21 protein-coding genes are annotated in these 18,927 nt (G+C 67.9%); 9 read left to right on the forward strand and 12 right to left on the reverse strand.

Translation table 11 applies throughout. The annotated features are described in order from the left end of the window. The first annotated feature begins 30 nt into the window (after positions 1-30). Together DFO45_RS08860 and DFO45_RS08865 are read left to right on the forward strand one after the other, a co-directional pair. Positions 31-495, forward strand: coding sequence for a carboxymuconolactone decarboxylase family protein (locus DFO45_RS08860; RefSeq protein WP_133864567.1), 465 nt, complete (start codon positions 31-33; stop codon positions 493-495). Continuing rightward, on the forward strand, positions 482-1,390 hold the full coding sequence (locus tag DFO45_RS08865; protein ID WP_133864568.1) for a sigma-70 family RNA polymerase sigma factor: 909 nt from the start codon (positions 482-484) through the stop codon (positions 1,388-1,390). Before DFO45_RS08860 ends, DFO45_RS08865 begins: the two co-directional genes overlap by 14 nt. Positions 1,391-1,392: 2 nt before the next feature. On the opposite strand, the gene DFO45_RS08870 is transcribed toward DFO45_RS08865, so the two are convergent. Continuing rightward, the gene (locus tag DFO45_RS08870) at positions 1,393-2,061 is read right to left on the reverse strand and encodes a helix-turn-helix transcriptional regulator (RefSeq protein ID WP_133864569.1); all 669 of its coding nucleotides are present in this window, start codon (positions 2,059-2,061) and stop codon (positions 1,393-1,395) included. 128 nt (positions 2,062-2,189) lie between these two features. Here DFO45_RS08870 and DFO45_RS08875 point away from each other — a divergent pair, with 128 nt between their 5' ends. Next, the gene (locus DFO45_RS08875) at positions 2,190-2,537 is read left to right on the forward strand and encodes a DUF952 domain-containing protein (protein WP_133864570.1); all 348 of its coding nucleotides are present in this window, start codon (positions 2,190-2,192) and stop codon (positions 2,535-2,537) included. A gap of 6 nt (positions 2,538-2,543) precedes the next feature. On the opposite strand, the gene DFO45_RS08880 is transcribed toward DFO45_RS08875, so the two are convergent. The 4 genes from DFO45_RS08880 to DFO45_RS08895 all read right to left on the reverse strand — a co-directional run bounded on the left by DFO45_RS08880 (position 2,544) and on the right by DFO45_RS08895 (position 5,861). Beyond that, positions 2,544-3,878 carry an MATE family efflux transporter gene (locus tag DFO45_RS08880; RefSeq protein ID WP_133864571.1) on the reverse strand — a complete coding sequence of 445 codons (1,335 nt, stop codon included), beginning with the start codon at positions 3,876-3,878 and terminating at the stop codon, positions 2,544-2,546. Between the two features lie 19 nt (positions 3,879-3,897). Then, entirely contained in the window at positions 3,898-4,173 is a 276-nt protein-coding gene (locus tag DFO45_RS08885) for a DUF6460 domain-containing protein (RefSeq protein ID WP_133864572.1), read from the reverse strand. Between the two features lie 97 nt (positions 4,174-4,270). Then, entirely contained in the window at positions 4,271-5,101 is an 831-nt protein-coding gene (locus DFO45_RS08890) for a hypothetical protein (RefSeq protein ID WP_166657080.1), read from the reverse strand. Between the two features lie 115 nt (positions 5,102-5,216). Next, positions 5,217-5,861, reverse strand: a complete 645-nt coding sequence (locus DFO45_RS08895) for a peroxiredoxin (RefSeq protein WP_043878784.1) — start codon at positions 5,859-5,861, stop codon at positions 5,217-5,219. A 143-nt stretch (positions 5,862-6,004) separates the two neighbouring features. Between DFO45_RS08895 and DFO45_RS08900 the strand changes: the two genes are divergently transcribed. Beyond that, entirely contained in the window at positions 6,005-7,291 is a 1,287-nt protein-coding gene (locus tag DFO45_RS08900; RefSeq protein WP_166657081.1) for an acyltransferase, read from the forward strand. A gap of 108 nt (positions 7,292-7,399) precedes the next feature. Here DFO45_RS08900 and DFO45_RS08905 read toward each other — a convergent pair whose 3' ends face one another. The 4 genes from DFO45_RS08905 to DFO45_RS08920 all read right to left on the reverse strand — a co-directional run bounded on the left by DFO45_RS08905 (position 7,400) and on the right by DFO45_RS08920 (position 12,057). Next, positions 7,400-8,464: an esterase gene (locus tag DFO45_RS08905; protein WP_245518005.1), complete on the reverse strand. Its 1,065-nt coding sequence runs from the start codon at positions 8,462-8,464 to the stop codon at positions 7,400-7,402. A gap of 186 nt (positions 8,465-8,650) precedes the next feature. After that, positions 8,651-10,306: a lysine--tRNA ligase gene (locus tag DFO45_RS08910; RefSeq protein ID WP_133864575.1), complete on the reverse strand. Its 1,656-nt coding sequence runs from the start codon at positions 10,304-10,306 to the stop codon at positions 8,651-8,653. 232 nt (positions 10,307-10,538) lie between these two features. Further along, entirely contained in the window at positions 10,539-11,153 is a 615-nt protein-coding gene (locus DFO45_RS08915) for a hypothetical protein (protein WP_133864576.1), read from the reverse strand. 85 nt (positions 11,154-11,238) lie between these two features. Continuing rightward, positions 11,239-12,057, reverse strand: a complete 819-nt coding sequence (locus DFO45_RS08920) for a transporter substrate-binding domain-containing protein (protein ID WP_245518006.1) — start codon at positions 12,055-12,057, stop codon at positions 11,239-11,241. A 105-nt stretch (positions 12,058-12,162) separates the two neighbouring features. On the opposite strand from DFO45_RS08920, the gene DFO45_RS08925 reads away from it, so the two are divergent. Further along, on the forward strand, positions 12,163-14,100 hold the full coding sequence (locus DFO45_RS08925) for a glycosyltransferase (RefSeq protein ID WP_133864577.1): 1,938 nt from the start codon (positions 12,163-12,165) through the stop codon (positions 14,098-14,100). On the opposite strand, the gene DFO45_RS08930 is transcribed toward DFO45_RS08925, so the two are convergent. Further along, positions 14,084-14,683: an SCO family protein gene (locus tag DFO45_RS08930; protein WP_012168907.1), complete on the reverse strand. Its 600-nt coding sequence runs from the start codon at positions 14,681-14,683 to the stop codon at positions 14,084-14,086. The two genes, DFO45_RS08925 and DFO45_RS08930, sit on opposite strands and share 17 nt — an antisense overlap. A gap of 45 nt (positions 14,684-14,728) precedes the next feature. Further along, a complete protein-coding gene (locus DFO45_RS08935; RefSeq protein ID WP_133864578.1) occupies positions 14,729-14,989 on the reverse strand; it encodes a hypothetical protein in 261 nt (86 codons plus the stop codon). A 243-nt stretch (positions 14,990-15,232) separates the two neighbouring features. Between DFO45_RS08935 and DFO45_RS08940 the strand changes: the two genes are divergently transcribed. Both DFO45_RS08940 and DFO45_RS08945 read left to right on the forward strand, forming a co-directional pair. Then, positions 15,233-15,520 carry a hypothetical protein gene (locus DFO45_RS08940; RefSeq protein WP_133864579.1) on the forward strand — a complete coding sequence of 96 codons (288 nt, stop codon included), beginning with the start codon at positions 15,233-15,235 and terminating at the stop codon, positions 15,518-15,520. A gap of 9 nt (positions 15,521-15,529) precedes the next feature. Then, positions 15,530-16,468, forward strand: coding sequence for an AEC family transporter (locus tag DFO45_RS08945; protein ID WP_012168904.1), 939 nt, complete (start codon positions 15,530-15,532; stop codon positions 16,466-16,468). On the opposite strand, the gene gluQRS is transcribed toward DFO45_RS08945, so the two are convergent. Then, complete coding sequence (gene gluQRS / locus DFO45_RS08950) at positions 16,447-17,355, reverse strand: tRNA glutamyl-Q(34) synthetase GluQRS (RefSeq protein WP_133864580.1); 909 nt, start codon at positions 17,353-17,355, stop codon at positions 16,447-16,449. The two genes, DFO45_RS08945 and gluQRS, sit on opposite strands and share 22 nt — an antisense overlap. A 66-nt stretch (positions 17,356-17,421) precedes the next feature. On the opposite strand from gluQRS, the gene DFO45_RS08955 reads away from it, so the two are divergent. Both DFO45_RS08955 and DFO45_RS08960 read left to right on the forward strand, forming a co-directional pair. After that, positions 17,422-18,075 carry a DNA-3-methyladenine glycosylase gene (locus DFO45_RS08955; RefSeq protein ID WP_133864581.1) on the forward strand — a complete coding sequence of 218 codons (654 nt, stop codon included), beginning with the start codon at positions 17,422-17,424 and terminating at the stop codon, positions 18,073-18,075. A 15-nt stretch (positions 18,076-18,090) separates the two neighbouring features. Beyond that, positions 18,091-18,750: an alpha/beta fold hydrolase gene (locus tag DFO45_RS08960; protein ID WP_012168901.1), complete on the forward strand. Its 660-nt coding sequence runs from the start codon at positions 18,091-18,093 to the stop codon at positions 18,748-18,750. Positions 18,751-18,927: the final 177 nt, after the last annotated feature.

Genomic DNA, 18,927 nt, shown 5'->3' on the forward strand with positions numbered 1-18,927 from the left:
GCGCATGGAGCGCGCCATGGAGACAGGACGATGAGCGAACGGATCAAGGAGCCCTTCCGGCTGGCGCCCGAGGGCATCAAGGCAATGATGGCACTGGAAGCCAGCATCCGGCATTCGACGCTGGAGACCAGCGTGCGCGAGTTCGTGAAGCTGCGGGCCTCGCAGATCAATGGCTGCGCCTTCTGCCTGCACATGCACGCCCGCGATGCCCGCGCCCAGGGCGAGAGCGAGATGCGGCTGCACCTGCTCGCCGGCTGGCGGGAGGCCACCTGCTACACCCCGCGCGAACGGGCGGCGCTTGCCTGGACAGAGGCCCTCACTCTCCTGCCGCAGACGCGCGCCCCCGATGCGGACTATGCTGAGATCGCCGCGGTCTTCACCGAGGAGGAACGGGTGCAGCTCACCTTGCTCATCGGCGCCATCAACACCTGGAACCGCCTTCAGGTGGGCTTCCGCGTGGCGCCTGCGCTCGAGACCGCGCATGCCGCAGCCTGACGGGGCGACGGCGATTTTCGAGGCGCAGCGGCCCCGGCTGCTGCGCCTCGCCTATCGCATGCTCGGCTCGTTCAGCGAGGCGGAGGACGTGGTGCAGGACGCCTGGCTGCGCTGGCAGCGGGCGGACCATTCCGCCATTGCGGCGCCGCCCGCCTTCCTGTCCCGCGTGGTCACGCGGCTGTGCCTCGACCTCATGAAATCGGCCCGCCGCACACGGGAAACCTATGTGGGCCCGTGGCTGCCTGAGCCCCTGGTGGATGGCCTCTCCCTGCCCGAACCTGTGCCGGATGCGGATGATCTCACCCTGACGCTCATGCTGGCACTGGAGCGGCTCTCGCCGCTGGAACGCGCCGCCTTCTTGCTGCACGACGTGTTCGGCGTGCCGCTGAACGAGGTGGCCGCCACCCTTGAACGCGAGCCCACCGCGGTGCGCCAGCTGGCCGCCCGCGCGCGGGGCCATGTGCGGGAGGCGCGGCCGCGCTACAAGGTGGAGGAAGAGGAAGGCGCGCGCATCGCGCAGGCCTTCTTCACCGCCAGCCGCAGCGGCGATGTCACGGCCCTGGGGAGCCTGCTGGCCGAGACGGCCACCCTGCGCTCGGACGGTGGCGGCAAGGTGCTGGCATTCCGCAATCCCATCATCGGGTCTGCGCGCATCCTGCGTCTTTATGCCCGCCTTGCGGTGAAGGACACCGATCACGGCGCCCTGCTGCGCCCGCTCGTCATCGACGGGCTGCCGGGCTTCCTCAGCCGCGAGCGGGGCGGGCTCATCCAGACGACGGCCTTCGCCATTGCCGACGGGCGCATCACCGACATCTTCATCACCCGCAATCCGGACAAGCTCGCCCGCCTTCTGGCGGCGCTGGGCGAGACATCCGCGACGGAAGGAGCCGCGTAGACCTACTGGCTCGCCCAGATGATGCGGGCGATCCAGACCACGTCGGTAGCGGCCAGCGTGCGGCCCTCATATTCCGGATTGAGGGAGCGCAGTTCCACGGTGCGGGCGGTGCGGCGGACCAGTTCCTTGGCCAGCACCTCGCCGTCGCGGGTCTTCACCACCACCCGGTCGCCCTTGCGCACGGAGGCGGCGGGGGAGACCACCACGAGGTCGCCGGGCCGGTAGAGCGGCAGCATGCTGTCGCCGGAAATCTCCAGCGCATAGGCATGCTCGTCCTCCACCTCCGGGAAGAGGATCTCGTCCCAGCCGCTGCCCACCGGAAAGCCGGCATCGTCGAAGAAGCCGCCGTCACCCGCCTGCGCGAGGCCGATGTGGGGAATGGCACGCTGCGGCCGGAAGGGCGGCGCCGGCTCCTCGCTGAAGCCGGAGGGGCCGATGTCCTCCCCCTCCAGAAGGGCGAGGAAGGCCCGCATGCTGGTGTTTGTCGCGGAGAGAATCTTGGACACGCTTTCGGTCGACGGCCAGCGCGGGCGGCCATCGGAGGTGATGCGCTTGGAACGGTTGAAGGCGGTGGAATCAAGCCCCGCGCGCTTCGCAAGACCGGAGGCGGAGAGGCCGTTGGCCTCGGCGAGCCGGTCGATCGCCGTCCAGATCTGGCCGTGGGTCAGCATGGGGCGCCTGCGCGTGGAAAATATATAGGAAAGGATGTATCGCCGATCCGGGGTGCAGGAATCAAGTCCTCCGCCGCATAAAGATACTCCCTCTGGCGTGCCCGGATGCAAATGGCTACATGGGCGGCATGAGCCATCCCTGCATCATCTACAAGATCTGCCCCCGCACGTTGTGGGAAGCCGCCGAGGCGACGGGACGCTTCGAGGGCGCGCCCGTGGACCTCGCCGACGGCTACATCCATTTCTCCGCCGCCGAGCAGGTGCGCGAGACGGCGGCCAAGCACTTCGCCGGCAAGGACGACCTGCTGCTGGTGGCGGTGGATTCCGCGCGCCTAGCCCCGCACCTCAAGTGGGAGCCCTCCCGCGGCGGGGCGCTGTTCCCCCATCTTTATGCACCGCTGCCGGTGGCTTCCGCCCTGTGGGTGAAGCCCCTGCCCATGGGGGCCGACGGCTCGCACATCTTCCCGCAGCTCTGAAGGCGGTCAGCCTTCGGCAAAGGTCCGCCGCACCAGCGCCGGCAGGCGCCATGCCTGAAGCACGCCCCGCGCCGCGAGGAAAAGGAGCAGCGCGCTCCAGAGCCCGGCATTGCCGAAGGGCCTGAGCGCCCACCACGTGGCGAGATAGAAAGCCAGCGCCGCCAGCATCAGGTTGCGCATGTCGCGCGACCAGAGCGCGCCCACATAGACGCCGTCATAGGCATAGGCCGCGACCCCGAAGAGCGGCAGCAGAGCGGCAAAGGGCAGATAGCGCACCGCCTCGGCCACCACCTCCCCATTGGTGCTCATGAGCCCGAGGATGGTGGGGCCCGCCAGCAGGAAGAAGGCGACCGCCGGCACGGCAAAGCCATAACCCCAGCCGAGCACCAGCCGCAGCGCGGTCGAGAAGGCGGTGCGGTCCCGCGCCCCCGAGGCAGCGCCGCAGAGCTGCTCCGCGGCGGTGGCAAATCCGTCGAGGAAATAGACCGACAGCAGCACCATGGTGTTGAGGAGCGCATTGGCTGCGAGCGTCACGTCGCCCGCCCGCGCGCCCTGCGCGGCGAAGAAGGCGAAGGCGGCGAGGAGCGCGGCCGTGCGGATCATGATGTCGCGATTGAGCGCGAACATCTCCATCAGCCGGGCGCGGTCCGTCACCACGGCGCGGGGCACCTCCAGCCGGAAGCCGAGCAGGCGGGCGCAGAGCAGCAGGCCGGCGAGCGTGCCCGCCGCCTCGGCCCAGAGCGCCGCTTCAGCCGCCCCTTCGACACCGCGATCGAGTCCGAGGACGAACAACACGCAGAGCGCGATATTGATGCCGTTGATGCCGGCCTGGAGCGCCAGCGCGTGTCCCGTGCGCCCGAGCCCGGTGAACCAGCCGAGCAAGGCGTAATTGGCAAGGCTGACGGGCGCCGCCCAGATGCGCACGCCGTAATAGGTGGCAAGCGCCGCATCCGCTGCCGGGCTGGCACCGGCGAGATGGCGGGCGAGGCGCCCGATGGGCCATTGCAAGAGCACCATGGCCCCGCCGCAGGCAAAGGCGAGCAGCAGGGCGCGGGCGAGCACTGCCCGCTGCTCGAGCGCATCTCCCCGTCCCAGCGCCTGCGCGGCGAGGCCCACCGTGCCCATGCGCAGGAAGCCGAAGCCCCAGAACAGGAAATCGAACACCACCGCACCGAGCGCGACGCCGCCCAGCGCCGCCGCATCCCCGAGCCGCCCCACCACAGTGGTGGCGACGAGCCCAAGCAGAGGCGTCGTGAGATGGGCGAGCGTCATGGGCGCGGCGATGGCAAGCACGCTGCGATGGGTGACCGGCCCGGCCGGAAGGGAGGCAGACCCGCTCATGGCCGGGACAGGCGACCGCTCACCGCCCGCTCCGGAAAAGTCGGGAGATCAGCCACAGCGGGATGACCACCACCGCCCCGAGCAGGAAATAGCGCCAGATGCGCTCCACCGTATCGAAGCCGAGGGAGAACACGGTCTCGATGAGGCGGCGGAAGCTCTCCAGCAGATGCGCGGGGTCGAGGCCCAACGCGGCGAGGATCACCCCGACCACGATGCACAGGATGACGAGGCGCAGCAGAACCGAGACCGGAGAGCCACCGAGAAACCGGGAAAGCTGGTTATTGCCCTCTGCCATGACTGCCTCGCATCCACCTTCGCTCACCGCACGTGCCGTTCGGCGCGGCGGCGGAACCCCGTCTATCATGCCGCGACTGAAGGCCAAAAGGCGGCGGTCAGTAAGGCGAGACGATGCCGATGCTGCGGGTGAGGAAGGCCCGGCGCAGATAGCGCCGCGTGCTCTCGATGCGATGGCCGAGGGCGCCGCGCGGCTTCAGCACCGGCGGTGGGGCTTCCGGCACGGCGGCATCGAAATCGAAGCGGGCATAAAGGTCGGCATAGCGCTCCAGGAACAGCGCCTGCGTCGGCGCATCCATCTCCCGGTAGCGCTGCGGCTTGCCGACATTGAACTGGCCGATGATGGAGCCGTCGCGGAAGGGCGCCAGCACCGCCGCCGCATCCACCCTCAGTCCGAGATGCGCGGCTACCCGGCGGATCGCCGCCTCGGTGGAGAAGCAGATCTCGTTATAGGTGAAGAGCTCGACATCCGGCACGGACGACCAGGCCGCGAAATAGTCCATCTGCACGTCAAGGGAATGGATAGCATCGGCGGGCGTGTGGATCTCGGCAAACGGCAGGAGGCCCAGCTTGCGCGCCCGTGCGCCGTTGTCCGCCATGGACATGGCCATTTCGCGCGGGTCGCGGATGCTGGCCGAGGCCTTCACCGCGCCCGAGGCAATGCGCTCGCCCACACCCGGATCGAGCGGTCCGTGGGTCTTCAGCACCACGTCGCGCCCCCGCGCAGCCGCCGCGATGCGGTCGAGAAAGGCGGGAGAGATGCGGTCGAAATAGTTCTCGAGCTTGGCGCTGCCGGGCTGGCGGATGCGCCCGCAGCTGCGGCCCGACACCACCAGGATTTCCTCGGTGAGCTGATAGAGGAAGGTGCTCGCCGACTTGGTGACGCCGTAGCAGATATAGATCATCGCACCCCGCGCCGCCGGCGCCATCACTCTCCTGTCCTTCTATCGCGAGGGCAGGAGGGGTCAAGTCGGCGGGCGCGGGCCTGCGCAAAGGCCGCCGCCCCGAGGAGCAGGCGGCAGCGCTAATGCAAAGGGATGTACGTCAGGCGGAGGCGGTGCCAGGCTGGCGCACGACGCGCAGATAGGGCTTCACCGTCTTCCAGCCTTCGGGGAATTTCTCCTTGGCGGCCTCGTCGGAGACGGAGGGGACGATGATGACGTCATCCCCCTGCTTCCAGTCCACCGGCGTGGCGACGGAGTGCTGGGCGGTGAGCTGGAGCGAATCCACCACGCGCAGGATTTCCTGGAAGTTGCGGCCCGTGCTCGCCGGATAGGTCAGCGTCAGCTTCAGCTTCTTGTCCGGCCCGATGACGAAGACGGACCGCACGGTGGCGGTGTCGCTCGCATTCGGATGGATCAGGTCATAGAGGTCGGAGACCTTCTTGTCGCTGTCGGCGATGAGCGGGAAATTCAGGTTCGCGCCGGTGGCGTCCTTGATGTCCGCGACCCAGGCCGGATGGTTTTCGATCGTGTCCACGGACAGGCCGATGACCTTCACGTTGCGCTTGTCGAACTCGCCCTTCAGATGCGCCACCTGCCCCAGCTCGGTGGTGCAGACGGGGGTGAAGTTCTTCGGATGCGAGAACAGGATACCCCACGAATTGCCGAGCCACTCGTGGAAGCTGATGGGCCCCTCGGTGGTCTGGGCGGTGAAGTCGGGAACCGTATCGCCAAGGCGGAGCGTCATGGATGCCTCCAAACTACAAATAGAAAATGTGACTATTAAATATCATACACATGATCGATGAAGTTTGAAAGACGCACGGCCTGTCCACTGTCCACATGGCGCATCGGTCGCAGTTTAGGACGCAGTGGCCAGCCGGGCGGCCATTGGCCGAACGGACCAACCGGCGTGCAGGCGAGGCTCTGAACGTCCGTGAAGCGTCTTCCTCACCCGCCCAATTTGGGATGAGGCAGGCAACGCATCGCGGAAGCGACCCCAGAAGGCCACACCTTGCAAACGGACAGGCGGCTCGGCATAAGCAACGCGGCGCCTACCAAAGCACCGTACCGTTAACAGGCCTGAGGGGTGGGCTCCTCGTGAATATTCCTGCGTTGACCGGCGCCCGGTTTTTCGCAGCCGCCGCGATTGTGCTCTGGCACTCGCAACTGCCGCCTTTCTTTCCCGCCGATGCCTTCTGGCCGCTGGACCTGAATGGAGGGGTGCCGTTCTTCTTCGTGCTGTCAGGCTTTGTCCTCACGCTGCACGCGGAGAAGTACCGGTCCCATCTCCAGTTCATGATCGCCAGAGTGGCCCGCGTCTGGCCGGCCTATCTAGCGGCGGTGGCCTTCTGGTTTGCGCTGTTCTGGCCCTACAGCCTCATGCTGATCCAGCAAAGCCTGACCGAAGCCGCCATCCTCGCGGCGAACATCAGCATGATCCAGGCCTGGTTTCCCTCCAAGGCGGTCTACTGGTCGATCAATGCGCCGTCCTGGTCGGTTTCCGTTGAGATGTTCTTCTATGCGACCTTTCCGGCAGTGCTCTGGCTGATGCGGCGCAACGCCCTGCGGCGCCTCGCGGTCATCACGCTGGCGGTGATCGCCGCGCTGATCCTGGCGGCGGCGCTGTTCCCAAGCCTGGATGCCACGTGGCTGGGCAAGTATAATCCCTTGGTCAATCTGCCGGTCTTCGCAACCGGCGTGGTGGCCGCGCAGTGGTTCAAGACGGCGGGCCGCGCCACCGGTAACGGCACGCGCATCCAGTTGGCGAGCCTCGGGTTGCTGCTGGTGGCGAACATGATGTTCAAGGTCGAATGGCTTGGTGCGCTGCCCGCGCCGCTGGCAGCCTTCATCTCCACCAGTGCCGCCACGCCGGCCTATGCCGCCATGATCCTGGCGCTGGCCCGTTACGACGGCGGCCCGAGCCGCTGGCTCTCGCAGCCGTCCCTCATCTTCCTCGGAGAGATCAGCTATTCGCTGTATCTGTTTCATCAACTGATCATCCGCTGGCATTCGGACAATCTGGCGGCCTTCGCCGGCATCCCGGTCTGGCTGCAATATGCCGGGATCTGGGTGGCCTCGCTCGGGGTCTCGTCGCTGTGCTACCTCCTGATCGAACGGCCCGGTCGGCGCGGCATCGTGGCCTTGGGACGCTATGCGAGAGCCGGCATCCGCTGATCCGACGTGTTGCGGGCCACCCGCCGGCGGCGGATGGCCCGTGATGAAGCGGACCGTGTCGGCGGCCCCGTTGCGCAGGAGGGAATAGGCCCCGGAACGCGCCAAAGCTCAGCGGGTGAGCTTCTTCTCCACCAGCCAGTTCTGGATCACGCCCGCCACCTCATCGCTGTTGCGGTCCATCATGATGAGGTGGCTGTTGCCCTTGATGCCCTTCTCCGGAAGGTTGATGACATCGACGCTGCCGCCGGCATCGCGGACCAGCTTCACGAAGTCCATGGCCCGCTCGCGAATGGTCGGCCAGCGGCTGTCGGTGGCGATGTAATCGCCATAGAGCACCAGGATCGGCACGCCGGCGAGCTTCGCCGCCAGCTTCGGATCGCCCGTCACCGCCGGCTCCACGGCGATGAGCGCCTTCACCTTGTCCGGATGCTTCTGGGCCATCTCGAAGCCGAACTTGCCGGACTGGCTGTGCACGAGGATGACACAGGGGCAAACCTTCTCGATCTCCTGGCTATAGGCATCGAGGATGAAGTCGTCCGTGGTGGTCCAGCGCGGCACGTTCTGCTTCACGAACTGGATGTAGGAATCGACCGGGAACTGGTTGCCCGGCAGCACCTTGCGCTTGGCCGGATCCTCCGACCAGGAGCCGGCGCCATCGCCGATGCGGAAGCGCTCGAAGGGACCGTTCACGGTCAGGAACACCGGCTCGCCGGGGAAGATGTCGGGCGATTGCGCCCAGCCGGAGCGGCCCCGCTCCACCGCATCGGAGTTGTAGACCGCCCAGCCCTTGCGCAGGAAGTAATTGAGCCAACCCTCACGCCCGTCCGGCGTGGTCTCATAGGTCACGCCGGTGAGGCCGCCGCCGTGCCACAGCAGCAGGGGCACGGTGCCTTTCTGATCCTGCGGAATGAAATACTGCACATACATCTGGCCGGCGATGTAAGTGCCGTTGGGGTCGATCTTGGCCGGTACACCGCCGGGCGAGAACACCACTTCCTTCACCGGCTTGCCGGAAATATCGACGGTCTTGCCGCCGATATGGAAGGAGCCCATGGCCTTGAGCGTGATCGGCGGCTGCGCCGGGGGCGTGGCCTGCTGGGCGAAGGCGCCCGTGCAGGCGAGGGCAAGGGACAGCGCCGCCGTGGCGACGGCGGTTTTCAGAATGGGCGTCATGCGAGCCTCCCCGGATGCCGAAGGCACCCTTATGCGTCCGTGCAGCCGAGCGACAGCCGGACCTTGGGAACATCCGAATCGGACGTTCGCCGGGGATTAGAGCAACGGGCCAGCCGGAGGCCAAGCCACTCCAGAGCAAGCGATCGATAAGAGACGCCGCCCGCGCAAAGCGCGGACGGTCAAGCCTCAGGCCGCCAGCGTGCCGTCGAGGGCCTTGGCGATGAGCGCCCGCGTCTCGGGAATGCCATAGATGGCCACGAAGGAGCCGAAGCGCGGTCCGCGCTCCTGCCCGATCAGCACCTGATAGATGGTGTTGAACCATTCCACCGAGACACCCGGCTTCTCCGGCGTCGCGCCCTTAGCCTTGAGGTCCTGATAGCGCGGGATGGGGCGGGCCACGTCATAGAGCACCGTCTGGATATCTTCCGCGCTCGCGCCTTCCGGCAACGCCGCCAGCGCCGTATCGAGCTTCGCGAGGGCGTCCCGCTCCACGTCGTCCGGGGCGCGGAAGCGCTTGTTCGGCTTCACGAAGTCATTGAAATACTTCACCGCATAGCCCACCAGCTCGTTGAGCTTGGGATGGGTCTGAGGCGAGATACCTTCCACGTGACGGTTGAGGAAGCCCCACAGCACGCCCTCGTCCTCGGTGTTGGACGCCGAGGCGAGGTTGAGCAGCATGGAGAAGGACACCGGCATGTCCACCACCGGCGGATTGCCGGAATGGATGTGCCACACCGGATTGCCGAGACGCAGCTTCCAGTCCTGCGCCGGATAGCGGGCGAGGAAGTTGAAATATTCGTCCACCGCCTTCGGGATGACGTCGAAATGCAGCTTCTTGGCCGAGCGCGGCGACTGGAACATGTAGAGCGCGAGGCTCTCCGGGCTCGCGTAAGTCAGCCACTCGTCGATGGTCAGGCCATTGCCCTTGGACTTGGAGATCTTCTGGCCATTCTCGTCGAGGAACAGCTCATAGACATAATGCTCGGGCGCCACGCCACCGAGGATCTCGCAGATCCTGTCATAGACCGGCGCGTTGGTCTGGTGGTCCTTGCCGAACATCTCGAAATCGACGCCGAGCGCCGCCCAGCGGGCGCCGAAGTCCGGCTTCCACTGAAGCTTCACCTTGCCCCCGGTCACGGGGAGGGTCTTGTCCACCCCGTCCTCGTCCGTGAAGGTGATGGTGCCGGCCTTGGCGTCCACCGCCTTCAGCGGCACGTAGAGCACGCGGCCGCTGGTGGGCGAGATGGGCAGGAACGGGCTGTAGGTGGCCTGCCGCTCCTCGCCGAGCGTCGGCAGCATCACGGCCATGATGTCATCGTACTTCTCGGCCGCGCGCAGCAGCACGGCGTCCAGCTTGCCGGTCTTGTAATAATCGGTGGCGCTGGCGAATTCGTAATCGAAGCCGAAGGTGTCGAGGAAGCGCCGCAGCATGGCGTTGTTGTGGTCGCCGAAGCTCGGATAGTCGCCGCCGAACGGATTGGGCACGGAGGTCAGCGGCATCTGGAGATAGGGCTCCAGCGCGGCGCGGTCCGGCACGTTGTCCGGGATCTTGCGCATGCCGTCCATGTCGTCCGAGAAGCACAGCAGCCGGGTCTTGATCTTGTCTTCGGTGAGCACGCGGAAGGCGTGGCGCACCATGGTGGTGCGCGCCACTTCGCCGAACGTGCCGATGTGCGGCAGGCCGGAGGGGCCATAGCCGGTCTCGAACAGCACCTCGTCCTTGGGCTTGCGCTTCAGCCGCTCGACGATCTTGCGCGCTTCCTCGAACGGCCAGGCGCCTGCGGTCTCCGCAAACGTGCGCAGTTCAGTGGCAAGGTCTTCGGTCGTCGCGGCCGTGGTCATGTCAAATCTCCGGTCAGGGCGCCAACGGGCGAGGCAGGCGGCCTGGTGGCTGCGCGGCCGCGCCAGCCGTCCTCGAAAGGAAGGCTACGGCCGGGCTCGCGTGGACACGCATCCGCCAGCCTTCGCCAGCGCATACGCGCCCCTGCTCTAGAACATGTCGATAGAAAGTGCGATCCGCTTTTGTGCAGGGCGGCTGCGCGCCACCCGCTCCCGCGACAGCATCCCTGCCCCGTCACATGGCGGGAACCACGTCGCCCCGGCCGACGATGACGCGCTGGCTGGCGATCGCCCCATCGCTGCCCTTGGTGCCGCGGATCACCACATGGGCGCCGGGCTTCACCTCGGCCATGGTGCCCGGCACGAAGCGCACCAGCGACGTCTGGGGCGTCACCACCACCTGTTTCTCCCCGCCGGCATAGGCGATGGTGAGGCGGTCGCCCGTCTTCTCCACCAGCTTCTGCGCCATGGCCCCATTGGTCATGGTGGCGTTGGGAGCAAGGTCATAGCCGCGCGAGCCTTCGCCCGCGCCCCGCATCTCCTCCGGAAACACATGAATGGACACCGCCACCTCCGGTGCCCCGGCGGGCGCCCCCGCCTGCGGCATGGAGGCGACGCCCACATAAGCGTTGGCCGGAATCTCGGCGAGGGTGATGCGCTCCAGCCCGGTGACGCGGATCGGCTCGCTCAGCACCACCGGCACATCCTGCCCCTCGCGGCTGTGCACCTTCAGGTTCCCGCCCTCGGCGGCAACGACGGTGCCCCGCACGCTCGCCGCCTGCTGGGCGAGGACGGGTGAGGCGAACAGCACGGAGAGAAGGGCGGCGGACAGGAGGGAAGAGGCGCGCATGGACGAACTCCGACGATAGGCCGCGATCTTGATCCGCCGCCGAGACGCGCGCGAGCCACCCCGCGCACACCATCGCGTGAGAACGTCAGTAGAAGCCGATGGGGAACCAGCGCAGATAGAGGTCCGTATAGACGCCCTTTTCCCACACGCGCTGGAGCGCATAGTCGATGGCCCGGCGGAGCTGATCGTTGCCGGACTTCACGGCCACGGAGAGGCCATCGCCGAAATAGCGGCTCTCGGTGAAGGGGCCGCCCACGAAGCGGCAGCAGCCATTGGCCTGCGTGCCATTGAGCCAGAGCGACAGGCCGATGCCATCGCCGAACAGGAGGTCCGCCTCGCCGGCGAGGAGCGCGGCGCGCGCCGACGCCACATCGGGATAGGGCTGGATCTTCGCTTCGGGGAAGAAGGCCTTCAGATAGGCCTCGTGGGACGTGCCGGCCGCCACCGCCACACGCCGTGCCCCTACATCCGCCGGGGTCGCGCCCGGCAGGGAGAGGCCGGTGCGCGCGACGAAGCGGGCCGGCGTGCCGAGATAGCGCTCGGAGAAATCCACCTTGGCGCGGTTGGCCGGCGTCGCTGCGAGGCCGGCGATGACCGCGTCACCCTTGTTCTGGTCGAGGGCGTCCAGCAGCGTATCGAAGTCGACCGCCTGGAGCGTGCAGGTCAGGGCGAGTTCAGCGCAGACGGCCCGTGCGAGGTCCACGTTGAAGCCCATCAGCGCCCCCTCGGGGCCGCTGAAATTGAAGGGCGGATAGTCATCGCTGGTGAGGAAGCGCAGGGTCGATGGCAGGCGCGTGGTGTCGGGCCGTTCGAGGCGCCGCGAGGCACTCCAGAAGCTCGGCACCACCGGCCCGGCCGGCGCCGGCTGGGCGAGAAGAGGGACAGGCGCAAAAGCTACAATCATTGCGAGCAATGATTGAAAAATAAGACTTTTACGCGATTTTTTCCCTAGCGGCATCGTGAGCGCCTGATTATCGTTTGACCGACACGTCTCCGGGGGGAGAAGACGATGGTGGGCGAGGCGGCATCTGACCGCAAGCGGACCTTCTATGCCAAAGCGGACGCCCTGTCCCCTCCCAGCCGGTGGCCGGTCGAACTTCAGGCCCTGCATGGGACCCTGCCCGACAGTCTGATCGACTGGGCCGCCGCACGGGCGCGCGACCTGCGGGTCGGCGGCGACGAGGTGCTGATCTGCTCCGGCCTTCTCACCGGGCCGCAGGCGAGCGCCCGGCTCGCCGCCCATCTCGACCTCGCCCTCCAGCCCCCGGATGTCCCCCTGCCGGTGCCGCCCGACCTTGCACCCACCGTGCTCCGGCTCCAGACCTTCCAGACGCCGCCGGAAGACGATCTGCCCGGCTATGTCATCGCTGCGCGGGGGCTCTATGCCCGGCGCCTCGCCTCCGCGCTCAGAGAGGACCCGACCCTGAAGCGGCGCGCGCGGGTGATCGCGACCGAGCATCTCCACGGCACTCTCGCCCGCCAGTGCGCGGACGGCATCGGCCGCGCCGCCGCCTTCGACCTGCGCACCCATCGTCCGGACGTCTCGGCAGGCACCATCCGCTTCACCCGGCGTATGCTCCTGCCCGCGACCATGGCCGGCGCGGCGGTGGCGACGGCCGGCCTCAGCGCACCGCTCGAAACGCTTCTGATCGTCCAGTCCCTGCTCTCGGCCATCTTCCTCGCCAGCGCGACGCTGCGCATCGCGACCTGCCTCGCGCGGCCGGAGGAGCCGCCGCCGCTCGGCCTGCCGGACGCCGCCCTGCCGCTCTACAGCATTATCGTGCCGCTCTACCGGGAGGAGCGGGTGCTGCCCCGTCTCGTGCGGGCCTTGCAGGCCATCGACTATCCGCCGGAGAAGCTCGACATCAAGATCGTGGTGGAGCCGGACGATGCGCCCGTTCATGCCGCTCTCGCCCGCATGGCACTGCCGCCATGGTTCGAGATCATCGTGGCGCCGGATGTGGGGCCGCGCACGAAGCCCAAGGCGCTCAACTGCGCGCTGCCCTTCACCCGCGGCAGCTTTGTGGTGGTGTTCGACGCCGAGGACGTGCCCGACCCCGACCAGCTGAAGCGGGCGCTCGCCGCCTTCCGGCAAGGCGGTCGTAACGTGGCCTGCGTGCAAGCCCGCCTCTCGGTTGAGAATGCCGATGAAACCTGGATCAGCCGCCTGTTCGCCGCCGAATATGCCGGACAGTTCGACGTTCTGCTGCCCGGCCTCGCGCAATTGCGCATGCCCATCCTGCTCGGCGGCACGTCGAACCATTTCCGCCGCAGCATGCTGGAGCTGATCGGCGCCTGGGACCCCTACAACGTCACGGAGGATGCCGACCTCGGCGTGCGGCTCGCGCGCGCCGGCTGGACGACGGCGGTCATCGGCTCGTCGACTGCGGAGGAGGCGCCCATCACCCGCGCAGCCTGGATGCGCCAACGCACGCGCTGGCTGAAGGGCTGGGCCCAGACGCTGCTGGTGCATGGCCGCCAGCCGCTGCGGCTGGTGCGGGAGCTCGGCTGGGGCAACCTCGTCCCCCTGCTCCTGCTCACCGCCGGTCCCTTCGCCTCAGCCCTGCTCCATCCCTTGTGCGTTACGTGGCTGATTGCGGATGTCGTGCGCGGCGTTTTCCTGACAACACCGGGCACCACGCTCGGCGTCGTCGCCACCGCGCTCTCGCTGACCAATCTCGCCATCGGCTACGGCGCGGCGGCGTGGAGCTGCGGCCTCGGCCTCAAGCGGCGCGGCCAGTTCGCTCTGGCCCCCATCCTGATCCTGCTGCCGTTCTACTGGCTGCTGCTCTCGGTGGCGGCCTGGCGGGCGGTGGTGCAGCTCATCGTGCGACCGTACTGGTGGGACAAGACCGAGCACGGGCTGGGCCGGCTGCGGCCACAGGCGCCGCTACCGGCCGGCGCCCCGACCCGCGCGCCCGCCGGCATCCTCACAGATAGCGCTTGAGATCCGCCGCCGCCTCGGCAGGGGGACGCTTGGTGTTGAAGGGCGCGATGAAATTGCCCGCCTTGTCCATGAGATAGACCACCGCCGTGTGGTCCATGGTGTAGTCGCCATCCTTCAGCGGCACCTTGCGCGAGAAGACGCGATATTCCTTCTTCACCACCTCGATCTGCTCCGGCGTGCCGGTGAGGCCGTGGATCTGCGGCACGAAGCTCGACACGTAGGACTTCATGATCTCGGGCGTGTCGCGCTCCGGGTCCACGGTGATGAAGAAGGCCTGCGCCTTGTCCGCATCGGGGCCAAGGGCGCGGAAGATCTCGGACATCTCGAACAGCGCCGTCGGGCACACGTCAGGGCAGTGGGTGAAGCCGAAGAAGACGAGCGAGGGCTTCCCCTTGAGGACGGCCTCCGTCACCGGCTGGGCGCCATCGTCCACGAGCTTGAACGGGCCGCCCACCGCCGACGACAAAGCGGGACCAGCGCGCCCCGGCATCAGGAGCGTCACGCCGGCCACGAGCACGAGCGCACCTGCCGCGAAGGCGCAGAACAGGGCGATGATCTTGGTACGGGAGGACAAGGCGGCCATGGGCGGGAGAAATCCATGCGGCAGGAAGGCGGAGGCGTCGGACCGTCAAAAGCACGTCGCGAGGCCGGCGACCACCGTATCGAAGAAGATTGCGACGCCGTGGCGCATCCAGAGAAAGCTGGCGGCACCGGTGAGCAGGACCGCCACCAGACCCATACCGACCAGCGCGCCGCGATTGAGGCGCGCCTCCCCGTCGGTGGCCGCGGGGCCGCCGTTGGTTTCGGCACCGCCCCGGGGGGCGGCAGGCTGGGGGAGGACCTGCATCTCGATCCGTCTGGGCTGTCCATGATGGCGCGACATGCGCATGAGCCGACAATCTAGCGGAAGCCGCCTTGCGCCAAAAGCAACTTGCCGCGACCGGCCATGAGCGACGCGCAAAGCTACGCCCGTTGACGCGGCGCGCCCATCCCCCTAACGTCCAAAAGATGAGCATTTCTGGGCACGAGATGCGCGCGCTCGTAGGCGCGCCGCGAATTCTCCGCCCGGTCGACCAGGTCGGCCGGGCACGCTGAATCGCATCTGACGTCTCGTTTTTCCGGATTCCTTCCCATGTCTGACCATGCCAAGGTGCCTGCCGGCGCCCACTATCGCCTTGTCGTCGAAGCCGCGGCCGATTCCAATGTGCTGCTGCGCCTGCTGGAGCCCTTCGTGATCCACGACGTTCTGCCGCACCGCATCGACGTGGCCCATGCCAACGATGCCTTGCAGGTGGAACTGGAGATCACCGCTGCGCCGGAGATCGCGGACCGCCTCGAAAGCCGCCTGCGCGCCATGGTGCCGGTGTTCGACGTGGCTATGGCCTGCTTGCGGCCGGCACCCGTGCTCACCGCCGCCTGATCTCATTCCATGCTGGGCATTCTCGCAGACCTTGCGCTCATCGTTCTTCCGGTCTTCGGGATTGTCGGCGTGGGATATGGGGCGGCAAAGACCCGCCTCATCAGCGACAGCGCGTCGGACGGCCTCGCGGAATATGTGTTCAGCCTCGCGGTGCCGATCCTGATCTTCAAGACGCTGAGCGAGAGCAAGCTGCCCGACGCCCAGCCCTGGGGCTACTGGATCGCCTATTTCACCGGTGCCTTCGCGGTCTTCGCGCTCGCCGCCGTGGTGGCCGCGAAGGTGTTCAAGCGCTCGCACACGGAAGCCGTCATCCACGGCTTCTCGGCGGGACAGGCCAATACGGTCTTCGTCGGCGTGCCGCTGATCCTCAAGGCCTATGGCGAGGCCGGCGCGGTGCCGCTGTTCCTGCTCATCGCCGTGCACCTGCCGGTGATGCTGGTGGCCGCCACCATCGCGGTGGAGGGCGGCTCCGGCTTCTCGCGGGCGACGGTGAAGCGGCTGTTCCGCTCGCTCGCCTTCAATCCCATCCTGCTCGGCATCTATGCGGGCGGGATCGGGCGGCTCATGGGCTTCGAGGCCCATGGGGTACTCAAGCAGGTGCTGGACATGATGGCGGCCTCCGCCACGCCCTGCGCCCTCGTTTCCCTCGGCCTCGCCCTCAAGCGCTACGGCATTTCCGGCGATCTGCGTCCGACTGTCTTCATCTCCACGCTGAAGCTCATCGTGCATCCGCTTCTGGTGCTGGGGCTCACTCGCATCCTGCCCATGCCCCCGGTGTGGGCGGGCGTGGCCGTGCTGTTCGCGGCCATGCCCTGCGGCATCAATGCCTATCTGCTGGCCCAGCGTTATGGCGTCGGCGTCGGCACCAGTTCCAGCTCCGTCTCGCTGTCCACGGCCCTCGGCCTCTTCACCATCACCTTCTGGCTCTACGTGCTCGGGGTGGGCTGAGACGCCGGCTCCAGCCCGTGGGCGATGAGCGCGCGCACCTCGTCCGGTGTGGTGCCGAGCGCACGCAGCGACGACAGGCTCGCCGCCCCCGTGCTTTTCGACAGCTTGCGCCCGTCGCGGTCCAGCACCAGCGCGTGGTGATGATAGATGGGCGCCGGCAGGCCGAGCAGCGCCTGGAGCAGGCGATGGATGGCGGTGGCGGCATGGAGGTCGCGGCCGCGGATCACATGCGTGATGCCCTGCAGGTCGTCATCCACCACCACCGCCAGATGATAGCTCGCCGGCACGTCCTTGCGGGCGAGCACCACATCGCCCCAGGCTGCCGGATCGGCCTGAACCGGCAGGGGCTCCGCCAGCGGATCGCCAGGCGCCTCGTGCCAGGAGAGGCCGGCACCCGCCGGCGCATAGGCCTGCCCCATGTCGAGGCGCAGCACATAAGGCTCGCCCTCGGCCTTGCGGCGGGCGCGGGCCGCCTCCGTCATGCTCTCGCGGGAAAAGGGATAGAGCGGCACACCGTCGGGATCACGCGGCCAGGACCGGCCCGCCGCCTCGCGGGCGAGGACGGCGCGGGCGATCTCCGCGCGGGTCTCGAAAGAAGCATAGAGCAGCCCCATCTCCTCAAGGCGCGCGAGGGCTGCGGCGTAATCGTCGAAGTGCCGGCTCTGGTGCCGGGGCGGCTCGGGCGGGAGGATGCCGAGCCAGTCCAGATCGTCGATGATGCCCTGCTCGTATTCCGGGCGACATCGGGTGGTGTCGATGTCTTCCATGCGCAACAGGAAGCGGCCGGCGGCGCGCGTGGCGGCGGCATGGTTCACCAGAGCCGAATGCGCGTGGCCGAGATGCAGGAAGCCGTTGGGGCTTGGGGCGAAGCGGCAGACGATGGTCATGGCGGGTCATGTCATCGCATGACCGCCGCTCCGGCGCGAGAGGGCAAAAGGGCAAGGAGGCGCGGCATGATAAGCGAGGTTCACCTGAGCGACCAAGCGACCTTCGAGGCGGCGCTGGACCGGCTGCTGGCGCTGGACGACCGCCTGCATGCGCTGGTGGCGGAGGCCGGCCGGCCGCCGTTGCGGCGGCGGGCGCCGGACTTCGCGGGGCTGGTCAACATCATCATCGCCCAGCAGCTCTCCGTCGCCTCCGCCCGCGCCATCTCCGCCCGAACGGAACAGGTGCTCGGCGGCCCGCCGACGGTCGAGGCGCTGTTGAACGCCTCGCCGGAGACGCTGAAGGCCGGCGGCCTCTCGGCGCCGAAGATCCGCACCCTCACCGGTATTGCTCGCGCGCTCGCCGACGGGGTGGTGGACCTCGCCCATGTGGAGGCGATGGAAGCGGACGCGGCGGCCGACTATCTGACCCGCCTGCCCGGCATCGGCCGCTGGACGGCGGACATCTATCTCCTCTTCTGCCTCGGCCGCAGCGATGCCTTTCCCGAGGGCGACCTTGCCTTGCAGGTGGCCGCAGGCGATGCCTTCGGCCTGCCCGGCCGGGCCTCGGCGCTGGGCCTCAAGGCGATCGCGGAGGACTGGCGGCCCTATCGCGGCGTGGCGGCCCATCTGCTCTGGGCCTATTATGGCGCACGCTGCGCCCGTCTCGGCGCCCCCGCCTGATCCCGGATTTTCCGAATGTCCCTCACCGAAGGTCCCCGCCTCGCCCCGTCTGCGGGCGGTCCCGCCGATTCGCTCGTGGTGCTGGTGCACGGTTATGGCGCGGACGGCCGCGACCTCATCGATCTCGGCGCCGCCTGGGCGGAAATCCTGCCCCACACCGCGTTCGTCGCGCCCCATGCCCCGCATCCCTGCGACCAGATGCCGGTGGGGCGGCAGTGGTTTCCCCTCTCGCTCGCCGATCCTCACGCCATTGCGCGCGACACGCTCTCCGCCCTGCCCGCCTTCGCCCGGCTTCTGGATGAGGAACGCACGCGCCTCGATCTGCCCTGGAGCCGGGTGGCGCTGTTCGGCTTCAGCCAGGGAGCCATGATGGCGCTCTCCTTCGCGGTGACGGCGCCCGAGCCCATCGCCGCCGTGGTGGGCGCGTCCGGCTTCCTGCCGCCGCTGCTACCGCCCGGCCTCGCGCCGTCGCGGCCGCCCGTGCTGCTGATGCATGGCGGGCGCGATGAGGTGGTGCCGGTCTATGCACTCACCGCCACCGCCGCCGCCCTCTCGGCCGCCGGCGTCCGCGCCGAGACGCACCTTACCCAATCGCTCGGCCACGGCATTGACGAGGAGGGCGTGGAGCGGGCCGGCCTCTTTCTCGCCGCCCACCTCGCCCCGCCGACCGGTTGACGCGTTAACCATTTGGGCATGAAGACACTTTCCGCCGACCACCGGCAGATTCCGGCAATGTCAGGCATAGTTTCCAGCGGTAACGAGATGGGCGTCCACGCGTCTATCCGCCGCTTCGGCGGGATTTTGTGCGGGCCTTCACAAGGCTGACATGGAGCCTATACAGTATCCGCGCGT

This window comes from Azorhizobium sp. AG788 (genome assembly GCF_004364705.1).
Classification (GTDB): domain Bacteria; phylum Pseudomonadota; class Alphaproteobacteria; order Rhizobiales; family Xanthobacteraceae; genus Azorhizobium; species Azorhizobium caulinodans.

Bases quoted from the DNA above. Each gene is read 5' to 3' on its own strand.
- DFO45_RS08885 (WP_133864572.1), bottom strand. From the start codon at position 4,173: ATGGCAGAGGGCAATAACCAGCTTTCCCGGTTTCTCGGTGGCTCTCCG.
- DFO45_RS08930 (WP_012168907.1), bottom strand. From the start codon at position 14,683: ATGGCCGCCTTGTCCTCCCGTACCAAGATCATCGCCCTGTTCTGCGCC.
- DFO45_RS08925 (WP_133864577.1), top strand. From the start codon at position 12,163: ATGGTGGGCGAGGCGGCATCTGACCGCAAGCGGACCTTCTATGCCAAA.
- DFO45_RS08865 (WP_133864568.1), top strand. From the start codon at position 482: ATGCCGCAGCCTGACGGGGCGACGGCGATTTTCGAGGCGCAGCGGCCC.
- DFO45_RS08890 (WP_166657080.1), bottom strand. From the start codon at position 5,101: ATGGCGCCGGCGGCGCGGGGTGCGATGATCTATATCTGCTACGGCGTC.
- DFO45_RS08880 (WP_133864571.1), bottom strand. From the start codon at position 3,878: ATGAGCGGGTCTGCCTCCCTTCCGGCCGGGCCGGTCACCCATCGCAGC.
- DFO45_RS08860 (WP_133864567.1), top strand. From the start codon at position 31: ATGAGCGAACGGATCAAGGAGCCCTTCCGGCTGGCGCCCGAGGGCATC.
- DFO45_RS08935 (WP_133864578.1), bottom strand. From the start codon at position 14,989: ATGCGCATGTCGCGCCATCATGGACAGCCCAGACGGATCGAGATGCAG.
- gluQRS (WP_133864580.1), bottom strand. From the start codon at position 17,355: ATGACCATCGTCTGCCGCTTCGCCCCAAGCCCCAACGGCTTCCTGCAT.
- DFO45_RS08920 (WP_245518006.1), bottom strand. From the start codon at position 12,057: ATGATTGTAGCTTTTGCGCCTGTCCCTCTTCTCGCCCAGCCGGCGCCG.
- DFO45_RS08960 (WP_012168901.1), top strand. From the start codon at position 18,091: ATGTCCCTCACCGAAGGTCCCCGCCTCGCCCCGTCTGCGGGCGGTCCC.
- DFO45_RS08895 (WP_043878784.1), bottom strand. From the start codon at position 5,861: ATGACGCTCCGCCTTGGCGATACGGTTCCCGACTTCACCGCCCAGACC.
- DFO45_RS08915 (WP_133864576.1), bottom strand. From the start codon at position 11,153: ATGCGCGCCTCTTCCCTCCTGTCCGCCGCCCTTCTCTCCGTGCTGTTC.
- DFO45_RS08955 (WP_133864581.1), top strand. From the start codon at position 17,422: ATGATAAGCGAGGTTCACCTGAGCGACCAAGCGACCTTCGAGGCGGCG.
- DFO45_RS08910 (WP_133864575.1), bottom strand. From the start codon at position 10,306: ATGACCACGGCCGCGACGACCGAAGACCTTGCCACTGAACTGCGCACG.
- DFO45_RS08875 (WP_133864570.1), top strand. From the start codon at position 2,190: ATGAGCCATCCCTGCATCATCTACAAGATCTGCCCCCGCACGTTGTGG.
- DFO45_RS08945 (WP_012168904.1), top strand. From the start codon at position 15,530: ATGCTGGGCATTCTCGCAGACCTTGCGCTCATCGTTCTTCCGGTCTTC.
- DFO45_RS08940 (WP_133864579.1), top strand. From the start codon at position 15,233: ATGTCTGACCATGCCAAGGTGCCTGCCGGCGCCCACTATCGCCTTGTC.
- DFO45_RS08905 (WP_245518005.1), bottom strand. From the start codon at position 8,464: ATGACGCCCATTCTGAAAACCGCCGTCGCCACGGCGGCGCTGTCCCTT.
- DFO45_RS08870 (WP_133864569.1), bottom strand. From the start codon at position 2,061: ATGCTGACCCACGGCCAGATCTGGACGGCGATCGACCGGCTCGCCGAG.